13 protein-coding genes are annotated in these 24794 nt (G+C 60.7%); 10 read left to right on the top strand and 3 right to left on the bottom strand.

Features of this window, described 5'->3' with window-relative positions; genetic code table 11:
* Positions 1-86 precede the first annotated feature (86 nt).
* Together HMPREF2971_RS07510 and HMPREF2971_RS07505 are read left to right on the top strand one after the other, a co-directional pair.
* A complete protein-coding gene (locus HMPREF2971_RS07510; protein ID WP_070692232.1) occupies positions 87-2900 on the top strand; it encodes an HtaA domain-containing protein in 2814 nt (937 codons plus the stop codon).
* An 83-nt stretch (positions 2901-2983) separates the two neighbouring features.
* A complete protein-coding gene (locus HMPREF2971_RS07505; protein ID WP_044150367.1) occupies positions 2984-3724 on the top strand; it encodes a sirohydrochlorin chelatase in 741 nt (246 codons plus the stop codon).
* Positions 3725-3861: 137 nt separating this feature from the next.
* Here the strand turns inward: HMPREF2971_RS07505 and nirD are convergent, their stop codons facing one another.
* Positions 3862-4188: a nitrite reductase small subunit NirD gene (nirD, locus tag HMPREF2971_RS07500; RefSeq protein ID WP_005505749.1), complete on the bottom strand. Its 327-nt coding sequence runs from the start codon at positions 4186-4188 to the stop codon at positions 3862-3864.
* Between the two features lie 545 nt (positions 4189-4733).
* Here nirD and nirB point away from each other — a divergent pair.
* Entirely contained in the window at positions 4734-7403 is a 2670-nt protein-coding gene (gene nirB / locus HMPREF2971_RS07495; RefSeq protein WP_070692229.1) for a nitrite reductase large subunit NirB, read from the top strand.
* 1 nt (position 7404) lies between these two features.
* On the top strand, positions 7405-8316 hold the full coding sequence (gene cobA / locus HMPREF2971_RS07490) for a uroporphyrinogen-III C-methyltransferase (RefSeq protein ID WP_049356776.1): 912 nt from the start codon (positions 7405-7407) through the stop codon (positions 8314-8316).
* 196 nt (positions 8317-8512) lie between these two features.
* Here the strand turns inward: cobA and HMPREF2971_RS07485 are convergent, their stop codons facing one another.
* The gene (locus tag HMPREF2971_RS07485) at positions 8513-9478 is read right to left on the bottom strand and encodes a DUF6318 family protein (RefSeq protein ID WP_049356777.1); all 966 of its coding nucleotides are present in this window, start codon (positions 9476-9478) and stop codon (positions 8513-8515) included.
* 340 nt (positions 9479-9818) lie between these two features.
* The gene (locus tag HMPREF2971_RS07480; RefSeq protein WP_070692225.1) at positions 9819-10754 is read right to left on the bottom strand and encodes a DUF6318 family protein; all 936 of its coding nucleotides are present in this window, start codon (positions 10752-10754) and stop codon (positions 9819-9821) included.
* A gap of 1461 nt (positions 10755-12215) precedes the next feature.
* Here HMPREF2971_RS07480 and ileS point away from each other — a divergent pair.
* The 6 genes from ileS (at position 12216) to HMPREF2971_RS07445 (ending at position 24602) form a co-directional block, all read left to right on the top strand.
* A complete protein-coding gene (gene ileS, locus HMPREF2971_RS07475) occupies positions 12216-15557 on the top strand; it encodes an isoleucine--tRNA ligase (RefSeq protein ID WP_070692222.1) in 3342 nt (1113 codons plus the stop codon).
* Between the two features lie 131 nt (positions 15558-15688).
* Positions 15689-17353, top strand: a complete 1665-nt coding sequence (locus HMPREF2971_RS07470; protein WP_070692217.1) for a bifunctional folylpolyglutamate synthase/dihydrofolate synthase — start codon at positions 15689-15691, stop codon at positions 17351-17353.
* A gap of 399 nt (positions 17354-17752) precedes the next feature.
* Positions 17753-18430: a TenA family protein gene (locus HMPREF2971_RS07465; protein ID WP_070692214.1), complete on the top strand. Its 678-nt coding sequence runs from the start codon at positions 17753-17755 to the stop codon at positions 18428-18430.
* A gap of 571 nt (positions 18431-19001) precedes the next feature.
* Positions 19002-19664: a vitamin K epoxide reductase family protein gene (locus HMPREF2971_RS07460; RefSeq protein ID WP_070692211.1), complete on the top strand. Its 663-nt coding sequence runs from the start codon at positions 19002-19004 to the stop codon at positions 19662-19664.
* Positions 19665-19967: 303 nt separating this feature from the next.
* Positions 19968-20207: a hypothetical protein gene (locus HMPREF2971_RS07455; protein ID WP_005505761.1), complete on the top strand. Its 240-nt coding sequence runs from the start codon at positions 19968-19970 to the stop codon at positions 20205-20207.
* Between the two features lie 606 nt (positions 20208-20813).
* Positions 20814-24602, top strand: coding sequence for an Rne/Rng family ribonuclease (locus HMPREF2971_RS07445; RefSeq protein ID WP_083314095.1), 3789 nt, complete (start codon positions 20814-20816; stop codon positions 24600-24602).
* Positions 24603-24794: the final 192 nt, after the last annotated feature.

The following is a 24794-nucleotide window of genomic DNA, read 5'->3' as shown; positions in this document are numbered from 1 at the left end:
TTTCTTGGAACCTGATGTTGAGAAATACTCACGCTATCGATATAGTAAGCCTGTCCTAACAGTGTCGATAGTATGGATACACACCAATGAAGATTTTCACATCTGGCACCCGCCTCTCCAAGGGAGCCTGCGCCCTCGCCGTTGCTGGCGCTGTTGCTCTGCCCCTGGCACCCGTTCTCGCCGAGAACATTAATATCGCTGCCCAGAACGTTGCCGCACAGAACGTCGCTGCAGGCGACCAGGCAACCGCCGGCGCCTCCTTCGGATGGGGCGTGCGCGCCTCCTTCCTGTCCTACAACGGTATGCCCCGCGAAATGACCGACGGCGCAGCCTGGGACGCAGCTGCAAAGCAGTTCACATTCACCCCGACCTCCACCACCGTCTCTGAAGACGGTAAGCAGGTCACCCTGCAGGCTGCCGGCCGCCTCTGGTTCACCGGCCACTGCGCCGAAGGTCAGGACCCCGAAACCGGCTGCGCCCTGAACCTCACCTTCTCCAACCCCCGCGTGGAACTGAACCTCGCGGACGGCACCGGCTCCCTCTACATGACCGTGCGCACCAAGAACTACGCCTCCGGCAAGTTCGAGGGCCCCATGGAAGTCAAGATGGCGACCCTGAGCACCGGCACCGCCAAGCAGAGCGAGAAGGACGGTGTGGTCAGCATCAGCGGCATCTCCGCGAACCTGACCGCCGACGGTAACCACGCCTTCTCCGACTTCTACAACGAAGGCGCCAGCCTCGACCCGCTGAGCATCTCCTACAACGGTAGCGCAGCTAACACCCCCAAGAGCGCCTACAGCGTCGCTGAGTCCTACAACACCGGTGCGGGCGTGAACCTGCCCCAGAACACCGCACGTCTGGGCCAGAACCACATCGTGCACGTGGCACCCCCGAGCTTCGGCGGCGACACCACCTACACCGTGCTGACCAGCTCCAACCTGAAGATGACCGACACCGGCGTACTGAAGGCCAACAAGGGCGTTTTCGCCGTGGATGCTGACGGCAACCGCATGCTCGTCATCAACAGCGAGACCAACAAGCCCGAGCTGTACACCGTAACCGCTGAAGGTAAGCTCGTCTCCTCCGGCACCTACTCCAACGCAGACCTCGGCACCACCACCGTCAAGGCAATCGGCTACAACCCCGCCAACAACACCTGGGGTATCGTCAGCATTGACGGCCAGGGCGGCGGCAAGCTCACCATCATTGACGCATCCGGCAAGGCAACCTCGCAGGCTCTGCCGAAGCCCGACTCTATCGACCCGCAGGTTGTGAACGCATACTCGCTCGACGAGTACTACGGCGACTCGTTCTCCAACAACACCGTGACCCTCGCACCGCTGCCCGACGGCAGCTTCGTGTACGCGCCGTCGACTTCCATCTACGATGCGGCCGGCGAAAAGGCGGTTCAGAAGGGTCACCTGCTGCACATGAGCAGCAACGGCGTGTCCCTGGTGCCGAACTCTTCACCCGCAGGCTACGACACCGCCCTGCCCTCGACCCTGGTCAGCCCCAAGGGCTACATTTACCGTTGGAACAACTGGTACGGCGGTAAGGTGCAGATCCTCAAGTACGAGAACGGCACTTTCAGCGTGGTCCGCGAGTCCGCAACTCTTGAGGGCTTCGAGAAGACCGAGGTTGCCACCATGTTCCTGACCCGTGCGGGCAACGTGGTTGTGGTGGACGCATCCGGCTCCCGCCTGGTGTTCATGGACGAGACCCTGAACAAGGTGAACGAGGTGGTTCTCTCCTCGATGCGCAAGACCGACAAGAGCGGCGGCTACAACGCTCTCGAGCTGCCTAACGGCGATATTATCTACCCGACCAGCTTCGAGAACCCGAACACCTACGAGGATCAGCTGTGGCTGAACCGCCTGGCAGCGAACTCGGCACCGGAACAGACCCCGGCACCCGAGCCCACTAAGTCTGCTGAGCCGACCGTTGCTCCCACCGTAGCTCCGACCGTGGCACCGACTGCTGAGCCGACTGCCGCGCCTTCTGCTGAGCCTACCGTCACTGCGGAGCCGACTGTTGCTCCGACCGAGGCACCGACCGCAGAGCCCACTAAGTCTGCTGAGCCGACTGTCGCGCCCACCGTGGCACCGACTGCAGAGCCTAGCAAGACTGCAGAACCGACCGTGGCACCGACCGAGGTTCCCTCTGCAACTGCTGAGCCGACCGTCGAGCCCTCGGCAACTGCAGAGCCTAGCGTGACCGCAGAACCTTCTGCAGAGCCGACTATGGAGCCTTCCGCAACCGTTGAGCCCACCAAGACTGCAGAACCCACCGCAGTGCCTTCGGAGGAGCCCACCTCGCCGTCTCTGCCGACCGCATCCGTGGCACCTTCTGTAGCACCTTCTGCAACTCCGAGCGCATCGGTGAGCGCTTCCCCGACCGCGGTTCCGAGCATTCCCGCCGTGACCCCCTCGGTGAGCGCGTCTGCATCGGCGTCCGCTAGCGCGTCTGCTTCTTCGAGCGCTTCTGCGAGTGCATCGAGCTCCGCAAGCAGCTCCAGTAGCGCTTCGGTGACCGCATCGGCTAGCGAGTCTGCATCTGCGAGTGCATCCGCGTCCGCGAGTGCTTCCGCGAGCGAGTCTGCATCCGCGAGCGCTTCTGCTTCTGAGAGCAGCACCGCCGACCAGAACGCAGCCGGCCACAAGGGCGGCTCCAACGGCGGTTCTGACGCAGGTTCCGGCACCTCCGACAACTTGGGTGTGAGCGGCTCCAATGGCGGCTCCTCTAACGGTGGTTCTTCCGCAGGTGGTTCCTCGACCTCCGGTAGCTCCTCCTCGAAGCTGGCACAGACCGGCGCATCCGGCGCTATGTTCGCCGCAGCAGCTGGTGCTATCACCCTGGCTGCGGGTACCGCACTGGTCGTGGCTCGCCGCCGCAAGAGCTAAAATTTAGCCTTCGTGCAACACCCCGCTTCGCCACTCGTGTTCATGAGTGGGGGAGCGGGGTGTTCCTTTCATACAATGGAAATATGACTATTCTGAATGTAATCGCAACTTCGCACGGCACTGACTCGGTCGCCGGTCGTGAAGCTATCACGCTGATTCGTGAGCAGATCAAGTTCCTGCTTGCCCAGCGTAATGACGGTGTGGAGTACCGTGTCCACGCCGCATATGTGGATGTGGAATCTCCCAGCGTTGATGATGCCGCAGCCTCTCTGCCCAATGATGAGCCCTGCGTGATCGTGCCGATTCTGCTGTCGACCGGCTTCCACACTCAGGTGGATTTGCGTCGTGCCGCACGCAATAGCGGTATTGAGCGTATTAGTATTGGCGAGTCTCTGGGCCCGGATGCGCGCCTTGCCGCACTGACCCGTGCCCGCCTGGAAGAGGCTGGTTGGACTCCCGGTGACGGCCCTGTTGTGCAGGGTGCTGCGGGTTCTTCTCGTGCTGATGGTCGTGCGGACATGAGCCGTGCCGCTGAGCTGCTGGCTGACGAGCTGAACGCTCCGGTACATCACGGCTTTATTGCCGCGATTGATCCGAAGTTCCACGAGGTTGTTGCCGAACATCAGCCTAAGTTTGCCGCGACCTACCTGCTGGCGGAGGGTTTCTTCTCCGGTAAGATGCGCCGTGATGCTGAGTCGACCGGTGTGCCGGTGAAGGTTGCCGCGCCGCTGGTGAACGCGCAGGGTGGTGCTTCTGCTGCCGTGGTGGCGGAGTGCTTTATTGACCGCATGGATGCGGCTATCGCCCAGCTGGACGCCGCCTAGATGACCTAGTCAGGCTAGTGTGCTCGCTGCTCACACCACCTGATGAGGGGCTTCTGAAAACCCATACAAAAAACCTCGGGACTGTTACGTCCCGAGGTTTTTTGTGTTGCTGTCTTTGAGTGAGAAGTGTTGAGCGTTTAGGCGGTCTTGAGGTAGACGTCGCCGTCGCGGACCTCTACGGGGTAGACCTTGATGGAGTAGGAGGGGTCGGAGACGCACTCGCCGGTGGTCAGGTCGTAGACCTCCTTGTAGAGGGGGGAGGTGATGGTGGGGTTGCCGTTCTTCTCGCCGACGATACCGCGTGCGAGGACCAGTGCCTGGCTGTGCGGGTCGAGGTGGTCGCCGGCGAAGATGCCGTGCTTGGTCTTGTAGATGGCGTACTGGTAGCCGTCGACCAGGGCGACTTCGCCCCAGTTTTCTTCGAGGTCAGATTCAGCGCAGATGCGTACCCAGTTCTCAGCCATGGGGGTTTCCTTTCGAAGTGGTGGTCTGCGCCGCGCGGGGTGCAGGACACAATAGCGGTTCGTGTGTTCTTTGTTTGGAGTTTACCTTATGAAACCCACATTTGGAAATGGGGCACGCGGAGGGTGCTAAAGGTTATTTTTACCCTAAAAGATGATCTCAAATTTCATAGATTAGCCTTACCTAAATTAGGTTTAGATAAGGTAAGAATACCCTATTCCAGCCCGGTATTCCGCGGATTTTTTGGAAAATTTTCCCAAAAAATACGGATTTTCGATGCTTCGACCCCGCGCTAGAGTGTACGATAAAAGTCGTAGTTTAAAACGCCTTTTGACTGCCTGAAGAAAACAACATAATCCCACACAAAAATGTTTCGTAATTTTCAGATGCATTCTAAAGAAGCGGGCGCTTCAACTACTCGGTACGCATCAGGTACGAGCCCAACGGTACGGAAACTAGGAGTTCCAATACCGGGCACGATCCAGCCGCACACTGAGGGTAGATAAGTGCCATGAACTACCTGCATTACAACTAGGAAGGAAAATCCATGTCGCACACCCCCCGCAACATTCTCGTTGTCGGCGCAGGCCCCGCTGCGTGGCGTTTTGTACGCGCGTACCACGAAGGCGCTGAAGCTGCCGGTCGCGCAGCGGACACCATCACCGTCCTCAACGATGAGCCCTACATCCCCTACGACCGCGTTGCTATCGAGAAGATTTTCAAGGACACCGAGAAGGACCTGACCCTCGGTGACCCCGAACTCTGGAATGCAGAGAACATCAACCTGGTCAACAACTGCCACGCAGAGAAGCTTGACCGCACCCGCCGCGTCGTCACCGACACCGAGGGCAACGAGTACCCCTACGACGTGCTGGTCTTCGCGACCGGTTCCCGCGCGGTTCGTATCCCCATTCTTAACTCGGACGCCGCACACGTCTTCCGCACCATTGACGACGTGAAGAACATGGTCTCCGAGGTTAACCGCCTGCAGGACACCCTCGGCCGCGCACCCCGCGGTATTGTCGTCGGTGGCGGTCTGCTCGGCCTCGAAGCAGCTGAGGGTCTGAAGGACCTGGGCGCAGAGCCCACCATCCTGGATGTGGCTCCCTGGCTGCTTTCCGTTGAGGTTGACCAGGGTGGCGGTTACGCCGTGAACGCCCAGATTAAGGCAACCGGCATTGAGATTGAGACCGGCGTGTACATCTCCGGCATCAACAAGGATGCTGACGGCAACGTCGTCTCCGTCTCCATCGCAGATTCTCCCTCTGAGGATGCAGAAATCCGCACCCTGCCCGCCGACATGGTGGTCTTCGGTGCCGGTATTCGCCCCAACGACGAGCTGGCACGCGACGCCGACCTGGCACTGGGCGAGCGCGGCGGTATTCTCGTCAACGACGCATGCCACTCCTCCGACGAGCACATTTGGGCTATCGGTGAGGTCGCCTGCGTGCTGGGCCGCACCTGGGGTCTGGTCGCACCGGCTAACGCTATGGCTGATGCTGTGGCAGCTAACCTGCTCAACGACAACGAAGAAGCTCAGGTTGAAGAGTTCGACATCGCAACCAAGCTGAAGTTCTCCGGCGTTCAGGTGGCTGGCTTCGGTGACCGCCGCGGCACCACCGAGGGTTGCCTCGAGGTTCTGTTCGCAGACCCCGCACGCGGCATGTACCAGAAGATCGTGACTAGCGGCGACGCAAAGACCCTGCTCGGTGGCGTGTTCGTCGGTGACACCGCTCCCTTCGACTCCCTTAAGCCCCTGCTCGGCCGCGAACTGCCCGCTGAACCGAACGTTTACCTGACCGCAGCTGGCGGCGGCGACGGCATCCCCGACACCGAACTGCCCGACGACGCAATCCTGTGTTCCTGCAACAACATCAGCTTCGGTGCTGTCCGCGAGGCTATCGTTGACGGCAACCACGATGTTGCATCCCTGAAGTCCTGCACCACCGCGGGTACCCAGTGTGGTTCCTGTGTTCCGATGCTGCAGAAGACTCTGGAACAGCAGATGAAGAAGATGGGTCTGACCGTCTCCAAGGCACTGTGTGAGCACTTCGACTTCTCCCGTGCGGAGCTGGCTGAGGCTGTGCGCCTGACCAACCTGGACGACTTTGACTCCGTTCTGGCACGCTTCGGCCGCGGTGGCGACGGCTGTGCAATCTGTAAGCCGACCGTTGCGTCGATTCTCTCCTCCTTCCGCAACTCCTACGTCCTGGACGCAGGCCGCGGTGGTATTCAGGAGACCAACGACCGCGCACTGGCGAACATGCAGAAGAACGGTACCTACTCCGTCGTTCCGCGTATTCCTGCAGGTGAGATTCCCGCTAAGAAGCTGGGCGTCATCGCAGAGGTCGCTGAAGAGTTCGGTCTGTATGTGAAGATTACCGGTGCGCAGCGTATCGGTATGTTCGGTGCTCGCCTGGAGCAGCTGCCCTACATTTGGGAGCGCCTGGTGGATGCCGGCTTCGAATCCGGTCAGGCATACGGTAAGTCCCTGCGTAACGTGAAGTCCTGCATGGGTTCGACCTGGTGCCGCTTCGGTGTTCAGGACTCTACCGGCATGGCAATCCAGCTGGAGAACCGTTACCGCGGTCTGCGTTCCCCGCACAAGTTCAAGTTCGGCGTTTCCGGTTGTAACCGTGAATGTGCTGAGGCACAGGGCAAGGACGTTGGTCTGATTGCAACCACCAACGGCTGGAACCTGTACCTGGGCGGTAACGGTGGTGCAAACCCCGCTCACGGTCGCCTCTTCGTCAAGGACGCCTCCAGCGAGGACATCATCCGCTACATTGACCGCTACCTGATGTACTACATCCGTACCGCAGACAAGCTGCAGCGTACCGCTCGCTGGCTCGAGGATCTGGATGAGGAGCACGGCGACGGTCTGGCACACCTGCAGTCCGTCCTCATTGAGGACTCCCTGGGCGTGTGCGAGGACCTGGAGCGCGACATGCAGCGTCACGTTGACTCCTACGAGGACGAGTGGGCAGCAACCCTGCGCGACGAGCGCCGTCTGCGCCGCTTCCGCGCCTTCATCAACGAGCCCAACGGCAGCGACGAGGGTTCGCACCTGTATGTGCTGGAGCGCGAGCAGATTCGCCCCGCAACCCCCGAGGAAATTGCGGCGGCAGAAGCTGGCGAGTCCAACACCGTCCTGCTGACCGGTGCCAAGATTCCCGTGGGCAAGCCCAGTGACCTCAACCCGGTCCCGGCAGCGTAGTATGTGCCCGAAGATTCCTCCGTTCCCGCCCCGCGAGTTCGCCACTATTGACGAAATCCTCGCGGGCGGGGCGCCCGGGCACACCCTGGACGATAGCGTGACGGAACGCGGCATTCTTCTGCCCGGCGAGCCTGCTGAGAACCCCGGCAAGGTCTACATTGTGGGTGGCGGCCCCGGTGCCGCTGACCTGCTGACCCTGCGTGCGGCACGTGCCCTGAGTGAGGCGGACGTGGTCCTTCTGGATCACCTCGCCCCGCAGGAGTATGGTGAGTACGCGCCGAACGCCCTCATTGTTGATGTGGGCAAGGTTCCCGGCAAGCACGCTGTTCCGCAGTCCCGCATTCAGCAGCTCATGATTGATTACGCGCTTTCGGGTAAGACCGTGGTGCGTTTGAAGGGTGGCGACCCGTACGTGTACGGTCGCGGCGCTGAAGAGCTGGATGCGTGCATCGCCGCAGGCCTGGAGGCTGAGGTTATCCCCGGCATTACCAGCGCCATTGCGGTTCCTGCGCGTGCGGCGATTCCGGTGACCCTGCGTAAGGTGTCCTCGATTTTCACCGTCATTTCTGGTCACTCCGGCCTGTCGGAGACCGAAGTGTCGGCGGTTGAGGCGACCCTGCGTGCCCAGGGCACCGTGGTGCTGCTGATGGGCGTTCGTACCCTGCCCGATACGGTGGCGTCTCTGCTCTCTCGTGGGATTGAGGCTGACACGCCGCTGGCAACCATTGAGAACGGTTTCTCTGAGAAGGAGCGCGTGACTGTCACGACCCTTGAGAACGCTCAGGTAGATTGCGCATCGGTTAAGGCGCCGGCTATTACCGTCATCGGTGAGGTCGTGCATTATGCTCGCGATAATCAGAACCGCTTTGTGAGCGAGGTTCACGAGCGTCTGCGTGAGCGTTCCACCTCCTAGAGGCGGTGCGCCAGATAGTATTGCACGGCCCCGCATCCTTGGTTTTCCTAGTTGCCAAGGGGCGGGGCTGTTGCTGTGCCGGAACGCCGCGGCACAAAAACATATGAAAGCGGGGCGGGTATCAGTTGATACCCGCCCCGCTTTCGTCAGGGGTGCTGCGCTCAAATCCTAATCTTGGAGCTTAGAATCTCAGAGCCTAGACCTTGAAGTCGCTACTGCTACCGGAGCTAGAGCCACCGGAGCTGCCGGAGCCGCCACCGCTGGACTTGCTTGCCGAAGCCGATGAGGAGGGGCCCTCAAAGACCTTGCGGAATCGGTCGCTGTACTCCGACACAAAGTACTCGCGGCTGGTCACGCGCCACTTGCCCTCGGCGTACACCACGTAAATCACGACATCCAGGGTGCTTGCCTTCTGAGGCTCACCCGTGCCCTTCTGGTAGATGGTGTATTCCTTGACGACGTCCCGGCAGGGGAACGCCACAACAGCCAAATCGGAAGAGGCAAGAGCCTTCGCATCGAGATCGTCACGGATGCTCAGCTTGCTCTCATAGTCCTTAGTCCAACCGCCCGCAGCGTAGAGCTTAGCAATAGCCTTCAGGTTGTTGACCAGACCGCTGTCAGCGCCGTGGACCAGACCCTTGAGGTACTGCAGGTCGCCGTTGTACATCGCGGCAATGTACGCGCTCTGGTAAGCAGCCAGAGTCTTGTAGGCGCCCTCGAGGGAGACGGTACGCTGAGCCACCGTATCAATGACCGGGATCGGGACGTTCTTCGCGGGGGAGGTGTCGGTCGGCTCAACATAGTGCGCAATGGCGGGCTTGTACTCGTACTTGACGTCGCCAATGTACTTCTTATAGTCCTTCAAGAACTCGTCGGACGGAATAATCTTCGCGCTGTTACGGCTTGACGAGGACGAAGACGAAGCGGATGCTGAAGCCGAGACAGACTCAGAAGGCGAAGCCGACGCAGAGGGGGAGGCGGAGGCGCTCGGGGAGCCGGAGAAAGTGTCGCCGCTACCGGTGGGGCGAATATCCTTGTTAAAGGCGCATCCTGCTAGAGCCAAAGCACCGGCGGTCAGACCGCCAAAAAGAACGGTGCGGCGGGTCAATCCGTTTCGGTCGTTAGCAGAGAAGCTGGTGTGTGCACTCGGCCGGAAGGACATGGTATCTCCTGAAAGTGGTTGATCGAGGTAGCTCGCTTCACAACGCTGTGATGCGTACGAAAGGATCCGCCTCATCGTTTTTGTATGGTGTGCGGTACAGGGGGGGGGGTACCGGGATACGAGTGTGCCGGAGCGTGAACTGCGGCGGTATGAAGTATCCACTTCTTACTATAGAAGACTGGTTTTAAAACTTCGTCAAAAAACCCTGAACATTGTCTTTAAGACGCAATAACCCAAAGTCGGTGAGGTGCAGGGGAGTGCGCCTCCTCGACTTTGGGCTAGTGCATATGGAATTGATGAGACGGGCTGCTCTCGACTAGGGTATTAGACCCCTGCGGATTTAGACCTTAGTGGAGCCGCGACCCGAGGACGAAGAACCGCTAGAATCTGCGGAACTGGAACCAGCGGAACTAGAAGAGTCGGAAGAGCCCTTGCCGCCATTCAGACGCTCGTTCAGATAATCGTTGCCGATTCGCCACCACTTACCCTCGGTGTAGAGCATCACGTGCGGAATGGCTACCTGAGTAATCGCCGGTATCTTGCGTTCGGTGCCGTCCGGCTGATGGATGGCGGTGGCAGAATACTTGGCGTCCATCATGATTTCTACGTAGCCGTCACCGTTCTTCAGGGCAGTTCGAGGCTCCGTATTCCGCATGGAAATGCTGCACGTGAAGTCCATGTACCAGCCGTTCTGCTCATACAGTTCCTTGACTGCTTTAACCTCGTCGATGGCGCTCTTGTCTGCCGGGTAGGTCAGCTCAATCGCCTGATCTGCATAGTGGCCATCCTTGAGCGCGGTGATCTGAGCACTGTAGTAGGCACGCAACGTCTCGTAGGCGCCCTGGAAGGTCGGTTCTTCACGGTGCGGAACGGTCTTGAGGGGCTTAGGTACGTTCTTCGCAGGGGAAGAATCCGTTGCGGGCTGGTACTCGCCCATGTATTCGCCGGTCAGCTTCAGGGGACCGGGGTACTTTTCCCAACCCTCAACGAGTGCATCCTCAGATACGGGTACGCGTGCCGCGCTGGATGAGCTGCTCTTAGCGTTTGCTGATGCGGTCGCCGAAGCAGACTGTGAAGCAGACGGTGAACTAGACACAGAAGCGGTCGCGCTCGCGGAAGGGGTGGGGGAGCCTACCTTAGCTTTTGCTTCTTCGCTCAGCGGGCGAATATCGGAGGCGCAACCGGCCATGAGGGTTGCCGCGCCACCGAGCAGTAGGGCGCGGCGGCTCATAAGGCGGGAAGCAGCGGAACGGGTGCTCGAAGAGGGTGAGAGCATCGGTGAACTCCTTGATTATTCCCGAGGTGGGCTCGGGGCACCCGGCGGCGGGCGCGTGGTTGTATGGCGTGTTGGGTGAGGCCGTGAAAGGGGGTAAAACTTCAGGCAAATGCCGCGGTTTCAGTCCACATCCGGAAGTGACCTCGGGCGCGTACATGCTGCTGGTAGAGCGAACGGATACGCGGTGAACTCATCGTTGAGACTGCTATGTTCACACCCCGGTGAGAGGGCAGATGCTATCGAATCGTCATTGATGTGTTGCACGATTCATTTTAGACTATTTTGAATTCAAAATACACGAAAATACACCTTAGTAATCTCTGTGAGTCTATGGATCACTCAAGATATCAATCACCGTAAAGTATTGCGACCATGCTCTGTTGATGGGGGCTATTTGATGGGGGTGGGTGCTTCGGCGAGAGGTGGTGTGCACGTTAAATTAAGTGATTTCAATCATATTTATGACCTGAAAAACGAAAGAGCCTCGTCCCAGTGTTTGCAAAAGATGAGGGAGAGGAGAGGGACTGGCTCAACCTTCTGAATGCGAGGAGGCCTTCAGTAGTTCAGAAGAAATACCCGATTCAATAAGGGGAAACCCGCTCAACAATTCCCAAATATGCACTCTATTCACCCGCTATGCATTGCTGAATCATTCAGAAAAACCGGTTCCCACACGGGGTGTTGAAGAGATGAAAACGTACAGAGGTGAATATCTAGTGGAATTACATCGGTGTTCACCCCATATCTTGTGGTTGCACTGACTGCAATCCCATGGGCTCCCACGAAAAAATCGAAACCCACTTAAAGCAACACTGGGGGAATGTAAAAACATACATCCTTAAACACGCCCGAGCGTGGGGTGAGGCAAGACCCCTTAAGCCCCCTACTCGCTCTAAATATCGCCGAACGAAGAACCATTCTGTTTTGTGTCCCCGGCATCGGCGCATCTGAATAGTACTGTTCAAACCCACACCCCGCGGGGTTGCATACAGGCACAAAAGCCACATAAACTATTAGTGTTTGCAACGACCCGGCCATCACCGGCGAGCAATTCGGAAGAACGGACCGCACCTGCGGGCACCCGCCAATCGCTGCGGCGAGGGTGTCTTAGCGGAAGAGATGTAGTCCCAGTAGAACCGGACGGTTAAGCCCGATATAGCTGTAATAAGCGACTGATACCCGCCCAACGCGCCGCTCTTCCGGTGGCTAGGTATCGCGGACACGCGACACCCCGCTAGCCCCGGGAGGGTTCGGTGCGTTGAGCTGTTAAATCAGTAAGCAAGGTGGTACCGCGCCGCATCCCGCCCCCCGGAACAGCCCGGGCAGGTCAGTGATGCCCAGGCGTCCTTGCACCCGTCATGTCAATCCTCACCCGCTGAAACGGTGCGGACGACGAGTGCTACGTACCCTGTCGCCCCAACCTCTCAGCGTTGAGAACAACAGATAAGGGCGCACAAACACATGTCCCATGTTTACCCCAAGGCGAGCGCTTTCGAAGCCGCAGGAAGCGGCGTCACCGCATCGCCCAAGTTCCCCGCACTCGAAGAGGCAGTCCTCGACTACTGGAAGAAGGACAACACCTTCTCCGCATCCGTCGAGAACCGCCCCGCAGGCGAAAACGGCGAAAACGAATTCGTCTTCTACGACGGCCCTCCCTTCGCTAACGGCCTGCCCCACTACGGCCACCTGCTCACCGGCTACGCCAAGGACCTCGTCGCACGCTACCAGACCCAGCGCGGCCACAAGGTAGAACGCCGCTTCGGCTGGGACACCCACGGCCTGCCCGCAGAACTCGAGGCAATGAAGCAGCTCGGCATGACCGACAAGCGCGAAATCCTCGAAATGGGCATCGACAACTTCAACGACGCTGCCCGCGCATCCGTGCTCAAGTACACCAACGAGTGGGAAAAGTACGTCACCCGCCAGGCACGCTGGGTCGACTTCGAAAACGACTACAAGACCCTGAACGTCGAGTACATGGAGTCCGTCATCTGGGCGTTCAAGCGCCTCTACGACAAGGGCCTGACCTACCAGGGCTTCCGCGTGCTGCCCTACTGCTGGAAGGACGAGACCCCCCTCTCCAACCACGAGCTGCGCATGGACGACGACGTGTACAAGGACCGCCAGGACCAGACCGTCACCGTCGCATTCCGCCTCACCGCAGACACCGCCCTCGGTGCTGACGAGAAGGTCGCCGCAGAACTCGACGGCGTCGAAGCACTCGCATGGACCACCACCCCCTGGACCCTGCCCACCAACCAGGCGCTCGCCGTCGGACCCGAGATTGAATACTCCGTCGTACCCGGCGCGGGCAAGTTCGAGGGCCGCTCCTTCCTGATCGCCTCCGATCTGCTCGGCTCCTACGCCAAGGACCTCGGCTACGAAGGCGACCAGCCCGAAAAGGATGCAGACGTAGCCGTCACCGCACGCTACACCGGCTCCCAGCTCGAGCACGTGCGCTACACCCCGCTCTGGGACTACTTCGTAGACGCCGAAAAGTGGGGCACCGAAACCTCCTGGCAGATTCTCGTCGCCGACTACGTCACCACCGGTGACGGTACCGGCATCGTCCACCAGGCACCCGCCTACGGTGAAGACGACCAGAAGGTCTGTGAAGGCTACGGCATCCCCGTGATCCTCTCCCTCGACGAAGGCGCAAAGTTCCTGAACCTCTTCGCCGAGCCTACCGCCTCCGGCTCCACCGCCCTGGCTGAGATTGCAGGCGTGCAGGCATTCGACGCGAACCGCACCATCATCAACGCTCTCAAGGCAGACGATGTGCTGATCCGCGAGAAGTCCTACGTGCACTCCTACCCGCACTGCTGGCGCTGCCGTACCCCGCTCATCTACCGTGCAATCACCTCCTGGTACGTGAAGGTCACCGACTTCAAGGACCGCATGTACGAGCTGAACAAGCAGATCAACTGGATCCCGGAAAACGTGAAGTACGGCCAGTTCGGCAAGTGGGTTGAGAACGCACGCGACTGGTCCATCTCCCGTAACCGCTTCTGGGGCTCCCCGATCCCCGTGTGGGTTTCGGACGACCCGAACTACCCGCGCATGGACGTGTACGGCTCCCTCGAAGAGCTCAAGGCAGACTTCGGCCGCCTGCCCCTGAACAAGGACGGCGAACCCGACCTGCACCGCCCGTACATTGACGAGCTGACCCGCCCGAACCCGGACGACCCGACCGGCAAGTCCACCATGCGCCGCGTGGAAGACGTGCTCGACGTCTGGTTCGACTCCGGCTCCATGCCCTACGCGCAGGTGCACTACCCCTTCGAGAACCAGGAATGGTTCGAGAACCACTACCCGGCAGATTTCATCGTCGAGTACATCGGTCAGACCCGCGGCTGGTTCTACGTGCTGCACGTACTGGCGACCGCGCTCTTCGACCGCCCCGCGTTCAAGAACGTCATCAGCCACGGTATCGTGCTCGGCTCGGACGGTCAGAAGATGTCCAAGTCCCTGCGTAACTACCCGGACGTCTCCGAGGTCCTCGACCGCGACGGCTCCGACGCAATGCGCTGGTTCCTGATGTCCTCCCCGATCCTGCGTGGCGGCAACCTGATCGTGACCGAGCAGGGCATCCGCGAGGGTGTTCGCCAGGTCATGCTGCCGCTGTGGAACGTCTACCACTTCTTCGCCCTGTACGCTAACGCCGCCAACAACGGTGAAGGCTACAGCGCAAAGCTCAAGTACGACTCGCAGCACGTGATGGACCGTTTCATCCTCGGCAAGACCCGCGAACTCATCGAGCAGGTCACCGCAGCGATGGACTCCTACGACATCTGGAACGCCTGCGAATCCCTGCGCCAGTACGCCGACGCACTGACCAACTGGTACGTGCGCCGCTCCCGCGAGCGCTTCTTCAACGAAGACACCGACGCATTCGACACCCTCTACACCGCACTGGTGACCGTGTCGAAGGTTGCCGCATCCCTGCTGCCGCTCAGCAGCGAGGAAATCTACCGCGGCCTCACCGGTGAACGCTCCGTGCACCTGGCTGACTGGCCCGAGGCATCCGCTTTCGCTGATGAGTCCGACCTGCTGGCTCTCATGCAGACCGTGCGTGAGGTCTGCTCCGCCGGTTCGGCACTGCGCAAGGAGAAGAAGATCCGCGTGCGCCAGCCGCTGCAGAAGATGACCGTGGCGATCGCACCCGAGCAGTTCGCTGCGCTGGGTACCGCTTTCGGCGAGAAGGGCGCGGAGTACTTCGCGAACATCGTCGAGGACGAGCTGAACCTGCGCCAGGTGGAGCTGGTCAGCGCCGACACCGTCGACCCCGCCGACTACGGCATCTCCCAGCAGCTGAAGGTCAACGCACGTGCGGCAGGTCCGCGCCTGGGCAAGCAGGTGCAGGTTGCCATTAAGGCATCCAAGTCCGGTGACTGGGCCGTGACCGAGGACGGTACCGTCCTGGTCGGCGTGGCAGCTCTGGACGGCGGCCTGGCCCTGGAAGAGGGCGAATACGAGCTGGCAACCGTGGTTGCCGCTGACGCTGAGGGTGCTGAGCACACTGCGGCTGCGGTTCTGCCCGGTGGCTTCCTTGTCCTCAACATTGAGCTGACCGACGAGCTGGTTGCCGAGGGTATCGCCCGCGATACCATCCGCGCTATTCAGCAGGCACGTAAGGACGCCGACCTGAACGTTGCGGACCGCATCAACCTGAGCATCGCGGCACCGGAGGAAACTCTGGCAGCTCTGCGCACCAACGAAGCACTGGTGACCGGCGAAACCCTCGCCGTGTCCCTGCAGCTGAGCGAAGCAGCCGAGCTGAGCATTAGCGTAGCCAAGGCATAAAACGCCTGAACCGTACGGCCGTCCCGCCCCCTTCACGGGCGGGGCGGCCCGTCGTCTATCCCGCCGCACGGTTATCCCGCCGCACGGTGGGCCCCTGCCGGCACCGACCGGCTATCCCAGTGAGGAGAACAATGAGCGAGAAGAATTACCCCGCAATTCCCGACCCCGAGGGCGTGGAGCGGGTCTACAGTGAACTGCTGGCGCGAGCACCCGAAAACAAGATGGCGCCGCGCCTGGACGCTGTGGCGCGCGCCGTCGAAATCCTCGGCGACGTGCACCGTGCCGCGCCGGTCATCCACATCACCGGCACGAACGGCAAGACCAGCACCGCCCGCATGATTGAGGCGCTGCTGCTCGGCCACGACCTGCGTGTGGGCCGCTTTACCAGCCCGCACCTCGAAAGCGTCACCGAGCGTATCTGCATTAACGGCGCACCCGTACCGGATGCCACCTTCGTGCGCATTTGGGAGGAAATCGCCCCCTACCTGCAGATTGTGGACGCGGAGATGACCTCCCGCGGCGAGCCCGCCCTGACCTTCTTCGAGTCCGTTACCGTGCTCGCCTTCGCAATTTTCGCGGACGAGCCGGTGGACGTGGTGGTGCTCGAGGTCGGTATCGGCGGCACCTGGGACTCCACGAACGTTGCCGACGGTGTGGTTTCCGTGGTCACCCCGATTGGTCTGGACCACACCGACATGCTCGGCGAAACCCTCGCCGAGATTGCAACCGAAAAGTCCGGCATTATCAAGCCCGGCGGCTTCCTGGTTTCTGCCGCACAGGACTCGGAAGCGGCGGACGTGCTGCTCGCCTCCGCCCGCGAGAAGGAAGTATCCTTCGCCTTTGAGGGCGTGGAGTTCGGCGTTGTCTCCCGTGAGCTTGCGGTCGGCGGTCAGCTGCTGACCCTGCGCGGCCTGGCGGGCGAGTACCCGGATGTTCCGCTGTCCCTGCACGGTGCGCATCAGGCACAGAACGCCGTGGTGGCTCTCGCCGCCGTGGAGGCATTCTTCGGCGGTCAGCGTCAGCTACCCGAGGACGTCGTGCGTGCCGCGTTTGAGACGGTGCGCTCGCCGGGCCGTCTGGAGGTGGTGCGTACCGAGCCGCTGACCATCCTGGACGCTGGCCACAACCCGCACGGTGTGCGCGCCTCCGCGGCCGCGCTGACCGAGGCGTTCAAGCTTTCGCACCTGCACGCCGTGGTCGGTATTTTGGGTGAGAAGGATGCGCTGGGCATGTTCGAGACCATGCGCGAAGAGTACGTTGACGCTTCCGACGGTACGTTCCGCCTGTATCTGGCGGCGTCGGATTCGCCGCGTGCGATTGCACCGGAGCGCCTGCATGAGCTCGCCCTGGACGCGGGCATTGATGAAGACTCGATTGAGGTGTTCGAGCACCTGGACGAGGCCATTGCCACCGCCATGGAGAACGCCCTCTTCGAGCAGGAGTCGGCGGGTGTGCTGATTACCGGTTCGATTACGGTTATCGGTGAGGCGCGTACCCTGCTCGCTGCGCATGAGCAGGCGAAGATCCCCGGTGCTGAGGCTGAGGAGCTGCCGGATGAGCTGCCCGCCGAGGCTGGCCTGTACGCCGGTTCTGCGGGTGCCGCCTCTGCGGCGACCCTGGCTGCCGCGGCGGCTGCGGCTGCCTCTGCTGAGCCGGATGAGCTGCTGGACGGCATCATGGCTGAGCTGGGTGGCGAGTCTGCGGCGGGTTCTTCGCTGGAGGATTCGCTGGGTCTGCCGCTGGGCGATTCGTACACCGATGATTTCTTCGGTGATGACGAAGACTCGGACAACTAAAGCGGTCTGTTGAGGTTACAGACATGAGGCGGGGTGCCGCCCTCCGGCTAGTATTTCTAGTATTTATTGGCTGGGGGAGTGGCACCCCGTTTTTTCGTGCCCCCGCTTTTTATGCCTTTGCCCTCATACTCCCACTCGAACGCATGATTTCTCACGTGTTCCCATGGGCTCTCACCTAACCCCAATCGCCCGAATTTGACCGGCATCATCCGCCCTCACCCACCCAAAAAATCGAAAAGAACGAAAATTTGCGGGCACCGGGGCGCAAAACCGGGCACGCCTTGGCGTCACGGTGCTATATTCGCTGAGGCGCCGGCCCCAACGCCTGAGGCCGCACCAACACACCCGCACACATACGCATACCAGCGACGGTATGCCACATAGTGAAAGGCACCCATCATGCCCGCACCCTTCACCGATTTGATTGGCACCGATTCGTTCACGGAGACGCTGCGCCAGGAGAACCTCGACACCTGGCTTTCCGCCACGAATCACCGCTTTGTTGCTGAGCTTTTTGACGGCTCGATCGCCCCGCAGGTCATGGCGGGGTACCTGGTGCAGGACTACCGTTTCCTCGATACCTTCCTCGCCCTGATTGGTGGCGCGATTGCTAACGCTGATACTCTCGCGGGTCGCCTGCGCTTGGCGCAGTTTGCCGGCGAGATTGCGGGCGATGAGAACACCTACTTCCTGCGTTGTTTTGAAACTCTCGGCGTGACTGAGCATCAGCGTGATTCCATGCCCGATACGGAGGCGACCACCGGCTTCAAGCGTCTCTTCCTCGACGCGGCGGCTAGCGGCAGCTACGCGGCGATCCTGTCGGTGCTGGTGGTTTGCGAGGGCCTGTACCTGGATTGGGCGTCGAAGGCTCCCGCCAAGCGTCCTGAATCTTTTGTGCACCACGAGTGGATTAGCCTTCACGACTACCCGGAGTTTCGTGAGCTGGTTGATTTCCTGCGCCGCGAACTGAACCGTGTGGGCCCGTCGGATGCGCAGCGTGCCCGCGAGTTCTTTAGCCGCGCGGTGGAGCTGGAGCAGCTGTTCTTTGATGAGTCGTACACCCACCCGCTGCCCTAGGTAATACCGCCCTAAGTGATGCCCCGGATAAAGCCCTAGAAAATATCCCGTTGAAACCCTCGGAAGGTTCCGCCCGCCGCTGAATTGCGGGCGCCTCCCGGGGGTTTTCGCGCGTTAAAGACTTCCCGAAGACACCTCGAAAGCGCCCGGAACGAGCCCCGAAAGTGCCCAGAAAACGCGCCCACCTGTGTAAAATAGCACGTCATAAACAAGACGCCCCGAAAGTGCCCGGAATGAGCCCCTGAAAATGCCCCGAAAGTGCACAGAAAACGCGCCCACCTGTGTAAAATAGCACGTCATAAAACGGAACATATAGGCTGATGGCGTGCCATTTGGCGGTGTGAGAGGCTAGGATAAATGGGGTACCGCTTCCGGGGTGCTGGCTATGCCGCGCCGATACGTACCCGCTACTGCACGAGGTGAGGCGCACCCTTGAGGGACCTAACCGGCACCTCCTCAGCTGTCCCCGGCGTCTGCCGCGTTGACGGTTGCATGCACCCCTCAACACTACAGAGCTTAAGACGGTGCTGCTGGGACAGTACCACCGTAAAACACTATCTAAAGGAGTCGTATGAGTACCGCCGCATCGAGTACTACCGAGCCCACCCACGCTGCAAAAGAAGCGCAGCACGGGCACGCGGGAACCCCGGGCGGCTACTCAGACCGACAGCTCGGATTCTGGCTGGTTGGCGCCGGCCTGATCGCACTCATTTCTTCAGCGATTCTGGTGTATGAGCGCCTGCAGATTTACATTGATGCCGGCCACTCCACGGTCTGCGATATCAACGCCCTGCTCAGCTGCGGCACGGTGATGCGCACTCCACAGGCGGAAGCGTTCGGCTTCCCGAACCCGTTCATTGGTCTGGTGGGCTTCTCGATTGTGGTGACTATCGGTGCCGCGATCATGGCGGGCGCACAGTTTAAGAAGTGGTTCTGGGTGTGCATGAACATTGGTCTGGCTGCGGCAACCGCGTTCATCATGTGGCTGTGGTACCAGACGACGTTCCAGATTAATGCCCTGTGCCTGTTCTGCATGATCGTGTGGGTTATGACCATCACGCTTTTTGTGAAGACTACGGTCCGCAATATTTCGGCGGGTGTTATTCCGGCGTCGCAGTCGATGCGTGAGAGCACTCGCGGCTGGTCGTGGTTTGCGATTAGCCTGTGGCTGATCCTGATTTTCGGCATTATTGTGATCCGCTTCTTTGAGGTCATTGTGAATATGATGCGCTAAGCGTTCATCTCTGAGCTTGGTTTGAGGGTTGATACCCCGAACACGCAACGCCCCGGTACCTGTTGGTGCCGGGGCGTTGCTGTGTCTGCGGGCAGATTGTGCCGGGAAGAATGTTCCGGGTAGTGGGGGAGGCGCCGGCAACCTTGCCGGCGGCGGTCAGCGGGGAGGCGGCGCGGGTGCGTATAATGGTCAGGTATATTCTTGAGCGGCGTCAGCCGGAGCCGTCCGCGGGTTTCACCCGCAGCGTTGACTGCCTGCCGTTCTGCTGGACACTAGATTCTTGATACCCCTTCGAGGAGAACCGTGAAGACTGCCGGAATTGCCGCAATGGGCGCTGCTGCCGTTATTTTTCTGACTGCCCTGCTGTTGCTGACCGCCGGTCACTTCTCGTTGCTGTGGGTGATTCTGCTGGTGGTTTCTCCGTTTGTTTTCATTCTGGGTGTTCCGTTTGCGACCGGTTCCGGTCCGGAGTACCTGCCGACCGACCCGAAGCTTGCTCAGCAGGCTCGTGAGGCGCGCGATGCGGAGCTGGGTCTGGACTAGCCCCTCCTCTGAAAGTTTTTGAAGCCGGGTGGTGCGTAGTGGCATGCCCGGCTTTGCTGTACCCGCCATGCGCCCGCCGCAGCGTGCTCGCAGCAATGTGCCTGCTGCAAGGTGCCCGTAGTAATGTGCCCGCGCATCCTGCCGGGAGGTGGAGCCCAGATAGGATGGGTGGGGTGGCTTAGAGGTACTCTCTACCGGGTATAATGGAACACGGTGTCTTGTGCGCCCCGCACGCGCATAAAGATCCCCACCAACGCATCGAGGGAGAGTACCCGAAGAGCGCCGGCTATAAGCCGCGGAGCATAACTGTCGCACCGCGCGGGCCGCCCGCCTCGGCGAAGAAACCCGAAGACCGGCAGGGCACCCAGGAAGGGTGTGAGCGTGCCGTGCTCGAGAGCGAGGTGGCTGTGACCGTCGCGGCGCGCTCTGCGTTCCGCCCGCTCGCCCCCTACGGCAGAAGCACTGAACGAGATAGTGCCCGGTAGCGCCGATGAACGCGCACCGTAGGGTGAGGCTTGAGCCGCGGTGACAGCAACTAGGCTTTGCGCTGTATGCGCGCTGTTAAAATCCTTGCGGTGCGGAGCAGGGTGTAACGAAAGAAGATTAATGTCTGACGAGAAGAACGTCGAACTTGGGGTTTTTGAGGCGCTGAACGCCCTCGCGGAGGAGAAGAACGCCTCTGCAGAGACCCGTGAAACTCTGCGTAAGAATGTTCGTGAGAGCTCTGACGCCCAGCAGGGTATTGAGCGCCGCCGTCCGGGTCGCCCGAAGAAGGAGAAGGCTCCTGAGGTTCCCCTGGATGAGGCGATTGCGGCTGGCCTGACCAACCTGCGTAACGCTAAGGCTAAGCACGCGCCGGCACCGAAGGTTGCCGCTCCCGCTGCGTCTGAGACCGAGGTTGCTTCTACTCTGGATAGCCTGTTTGAGGCTGCTGAGAAAAAGGCGGCTGAGCCTGCTGTTGAGGAGAAGACCGCGAAGGTTGAAGAGATCGCCAAGGTTGAGAAGGTTGCTAAGACTGAGACCGTGGAGAAGACCGCCAAGGTCGAAGAGATTGCCAAGGTCGAGAAGGTGACCAAGGCAGAAAAGACCGAAGAAGCCGCAGAAGAGACTGCCGAAGCTGAATTCGTTGAGGGCGAGGCCGCAGCGGAAGCCGAGGTTGAATCCGAGGCAGAGGAGACTGAGACTGCCGAGAAGCAGGCTGAGAACACTGAGGCTGACTCCGCAGAGGCAGAGCCCGTAGCTGAAGCACCTGCAATTGAGGAACCTGCCGCCGAGGAGCCCGCAGAAGCTCCCGAGCCCGTAAAGACCATTAGCGACCTGCAGCGCGAAAAGCTGCAGGAGCTGCGCTCGCGTACCCCCATGGGTGCGATGCCGCTGTTCATGGCTCCCGAGCCGGAAGAGCTGAGCGAGCTCGCTGTTGCCGCCAAGCTGGAGCGTGAGGCACGCCGCGCCGCTGCCGAGGAGCAGAAGCGTAAGGAGCGCATGGAGCGCCGCCGTGAGGAGGCTGCCGCTGAGGCTGAGGTGACGAGCCACCGTCGCCGTCGCCGTCGCCGCGGTACCGAAGATATTGAGATTGAGGGCGGCGTTGATGACGACGTTGAGACCGTCACCAAGGTGCGTGCGCCGCGCCTGGCTGACTCTCACGCGTCCAACACTGTGACCGGTGTGCGCGGTTCTACCCGCCTGGAGGCGAAGCGTGTGCGCCGCCGCGAGTCCCGTTCCCTGGGTCGCCGCCGCCATATCGTGACCGAGGCTGAGTTCCTGGCTCGCCGCGAGTCCGTGGACCGTCAGATGCTGGTTCGTCAGAAGGACGGCCGCATCCAGATTGGTGTGCTTGAGGACGGCGTGCTGGCTGAGCACTTCGTGTCTAAGACCCAGCAGGATTCCCTGATTGGCAACGTGTACCTGGGTAAGGTTCAGAACGTTCTGCCGTCTATGGAAGCCGCGTTCGTTGACATTGGCCGCGGCCGCAACGCTGTGCTGTACGCGGGCGAGGTCAACTGGGATGTTACCGGTCTGGACGGTGCGCCCCGCAAGATTGAGAACGCCCTGAAGCCCGGCGATTCGGTGCTGGTGCAGGTCACCAAGGACCCGATTGGTCACAAGGGTGCCCGCCTGACCAGCCAGGTTTCCCTGCCCGGTCGCTTCCTGGTGTACGTGCCGGGTGGTTCGATGACCGGTATTTCCCGCAAACTGCCCGACACCGAGCGTGCTCGCTTGAAGAAGATTCTGAAGGACAAGCTGCCCGAGGGCGCTGGCGTGATTGTTCGTACCGCGGCGGAGGGTGCTTCTGAGGAGGAGCTGACCCACGACATTAACCGTCTGCGTGCGCAGTGGGAAGAGATTCAGGAGAAGGCTAACTCCCGCAAGGTGCTGGCTCCGGAGATGCTCTACCAGGAGCCCGACCTGATGATTAAGACCGTGCGTGACGTCTTCAACGAGGACTTCACCGCGATGATCGTTCAGGGCGAGAACGCGTGGGATTCCATCGAGGCATACGTGACGTACGTGGCGCCGGACCTGGTTTCCCGTCTGCAGCAGTGGGACGGCGATGACGACCTCTTCGACCACTACCGCATCAACGAGCAGCTGGCGAAGGCACTGGACCGTAAGGTGTACCTGCCTTCGGGTGGTTCGCTGGTGATTGACCGTACCGAAGCCATGACCGTGGTGGATGTGAACACCGGTAAGTTCACCGGTAGCGGCGGCAACCTTGAAGAGACTGTCACCAAGAACAACCTGGAAGCTGCTGAGGAGATTGTCCGTCAGCTGCGTCTGCGCGATATCGGCGGCATTATCGTCATTGACTTCATTGACATGGTGCTTGAGTCGAACCGTGACCTGGTTCTGCGTCGCCTGATTGAGTGCCTGGGCCGTGACCGTACCAAGCATCAGGTGGCTGAGGTGACTTCGCTGGGTCTGGTTCAGATGACCCGTAAGCGCCTGGGTACCGGTCTGCTTGAGGTCTTCTCGGAGCCCTGTGAGCACTGCGCCGGTCGTGGCCTGGTGGTTCACGATCAGCCGCTGAGCGGTCGTAGCGGTGGCGCGTCGGATTACATTCACCGCCATGAGCGTAATGACCGTAAGCGTAGCCGTGCCGCTGCCCGCGAGGATTCTCGTGACCAGCAGAAGCAGGATGCTCTGGAGTCGAAGAAGGCTGAGCGCCGTAACGCTATGGCTGCGGTGGCTGCCGCATCCGCTCACAGTGAGGAAGCTTCGGAGGAGACTGCTTCGACCCGCAAGAAGCGTAAGCGTCGCAAGCGTTCGCGCCGCGCGGAGACCGCTGAGCTGTCGCTTGAGCAGGAAATTCAGGGTATTGCCGAGGCTGCCAGCGAGCAGGCCCACGCGGAGGTTGCTCAGCGTGAGGACAAGGTCGCTGAGGTCACCGAGGGCAACTGGATCGGTGAGCAGGGCGGTTTCTCCCTGGAGCAGCTGGCGAGCGCGTTCGACCGCGTGGAAGAGTCCGCTGAGGGTTCCTCGAAGGACTCTGCTGAGGAGCGTTCTGATCAGGAGCGTGCGGAGGAGCGTCGTTCGTCTAAGCGCGGCGAGAAGAAGTCTTCTCGTAACCGCCAGCGCCGCGAGCTGACTGATGCGGATATTGCCGCTGTGGAGGATTCCGGCGCGGGTGCGCTGGAGGATGAGCACCACGTTGACCCGGAGCTCGACCCGCGCTTTAGCCGCTCTTCGGATCGTTTTGAGGCGATTCGTGCTGGTGAGGCGAAGGCTCGTGCTTCTCAGAAGGCTGGCCGTCTTGCCCGTACCGAGGGTGAGTCGTTCCGTTCGGGCCGCGAGGATCGTTCGGCGAAGCGCCAGAACGCTGAGCAGAAGGGCGCTGAGGCAACCTCCGCTGAGGTAAACTCGGGTGTGCAGAAGGCTCAGGAGTCCAAGCGTGTTGAGCGTGAGGACCTGCGCATTGAGGATGTTCGTGAGACCCCGCGTGCGTCCCGCCGCCGTGCTCGTCGCGCCGCTGATGAGAAGCGCGCCGAGAAGGCAGCTGAGCAGAGCGTGGCATCCGAGCAGGCACCCGCAAAGGCTGATAAGATTGAGAAGTCTGAGTCTCGCCCGGTTGTGACCGGCGTGATTGGTGCTCCGGCTGTGACCGGTGTGGTGGGCGCAGCTCCCGCAGCGGTTGAGGCTCCGGTTGAGGATCAGACGCCTGCGGCTCAGGTGCCCGGTTCGACCCCGCGTAAGCGTCGCACTCGCCGTGCGGCTTCGAGCGCCGGTGCCGGTGCTCAGGTCGTGACCGTGGACGCTTCCGAGCGTGCTGAGGGTTCCGTGGTTGCTTCCGCTTCTGTTGCGGATGTGGCTCCGGTGGCTGATGACGCTTCGGCCCCTGTCTTGTTCGGCATTGGCGTTGCCGCTGCCGACATTAAGCGTGAAGGTAAGGACGATTAGTCTTTAGCTTCCGATCATCGGAATTCCGATGGTGTGTGTATATGAGATAGCCTCGGTAGGGCGAGCCGGAACTTCCCTACCGAGGCTATTTTTTTCTGTGCGTGTGCTGCGTCATTTTAAAGGCGCTACTAAGAGTGCGGTGCAGTATTAGAGGAGCATCACGTGGTGTCTGCGGATAATCCGTAAATTTAT

This window comes from Rothia sp. HMSC066G07, assembly GCF_001814485.1.
GTDB lineage: Bacteria > Actinomycetota > Actinomycetes > Actinomycetales > Micrococcaceae > Rothia.
This window is presented reverse-complemented; position numbering and strand designations above follow the sequence as displayed.

Bases quoted from the DNA above. Each gene is read 5' to 3' on its own strand.
- HMPREF2971_RS07510 (WP_070692232.1), top strand. From the start codon at position 87: ATGAAGATTTTCACATCTGGCACCCGCCTCTCCAAGGGAGCCTGCGCC.
- HMPREF2971_RS07505 (WP_044150367.1), top strand. From the start codon at position 2,984: ATGACTATTCTGAATGTAATCGCAACTTCGCACGGCACTGACTCGGTC.
- nirD (WP_005505749.1), bottom strand. From the start codon at position 4,188: ATGGCTGAGAACTGGGTACGCATCTGCGCTGAATCTGACCTCGAAGAA.
- nirB (WP_070692229.1), top strand. From the start codon at position 4,734: ATGTCGCACACCCCCCGCAACATTCTCGTTGTCGGCGCAGGCCCCGCT.
- cobA (WP_049356776.1), top strand. From the start codon at position 7,405: ATGTGCCCGAAGATTCCTCCGTTCCCGCCCCGCGAGTTCGCCACTATT.
- HMPREF2971_RS07485 (WP_049356777.1), bottom strand. From the start codon at position 9,478: ATGTCCTTCCGGCCGAGTGCACACACCAGCTTCTCTGCTAACGACCGA.
- HMPREF2971_RS07480 (WP_070692225.1), bottom strand. From the start codon at position 10,754: ATGCTCTCACCCTCTTCGAGCACCCGTTCCGCTGCTTCCCGCCTTATG.
- ileS (WP_070692222.1), top strand. From the start codon at position 12,216: ATGTCCCATGTTTACCCCAAGGCGAGCGCTTTCGAAGCCGCAGGAAGC.
- HMPREF2971_RS07470 (WP_070692217.1), top strand. From the start codon at position 15,689: ATGAGCGAGAAGAATTACCCCGCAATTCCCGACCCCGAGGGCGTGGAG.
- HMPREF2971_RS07465 (WP_070692214.1), top strand. From the start codon at position 17,753: ATGCCCGCACCCTTCACCGATTTGATTGGCACCGATTCGTTCACGGAG.
- HMPREF2971_RS07460 (WP_070692211.1), top strand. From the start codon at position 19,002: ATGAGTACCGCCGCATCGAGTACTACCGAGCCCACCCACGCTGCAAAA.
- HMPREF2971_RS07445 (WP_083314095.1), top strand. From the start codon at position 20,814: ATGTCTGACGAGAAGAACGTCGAACTTGGGGTTTTTGAGGCGCTGAAC.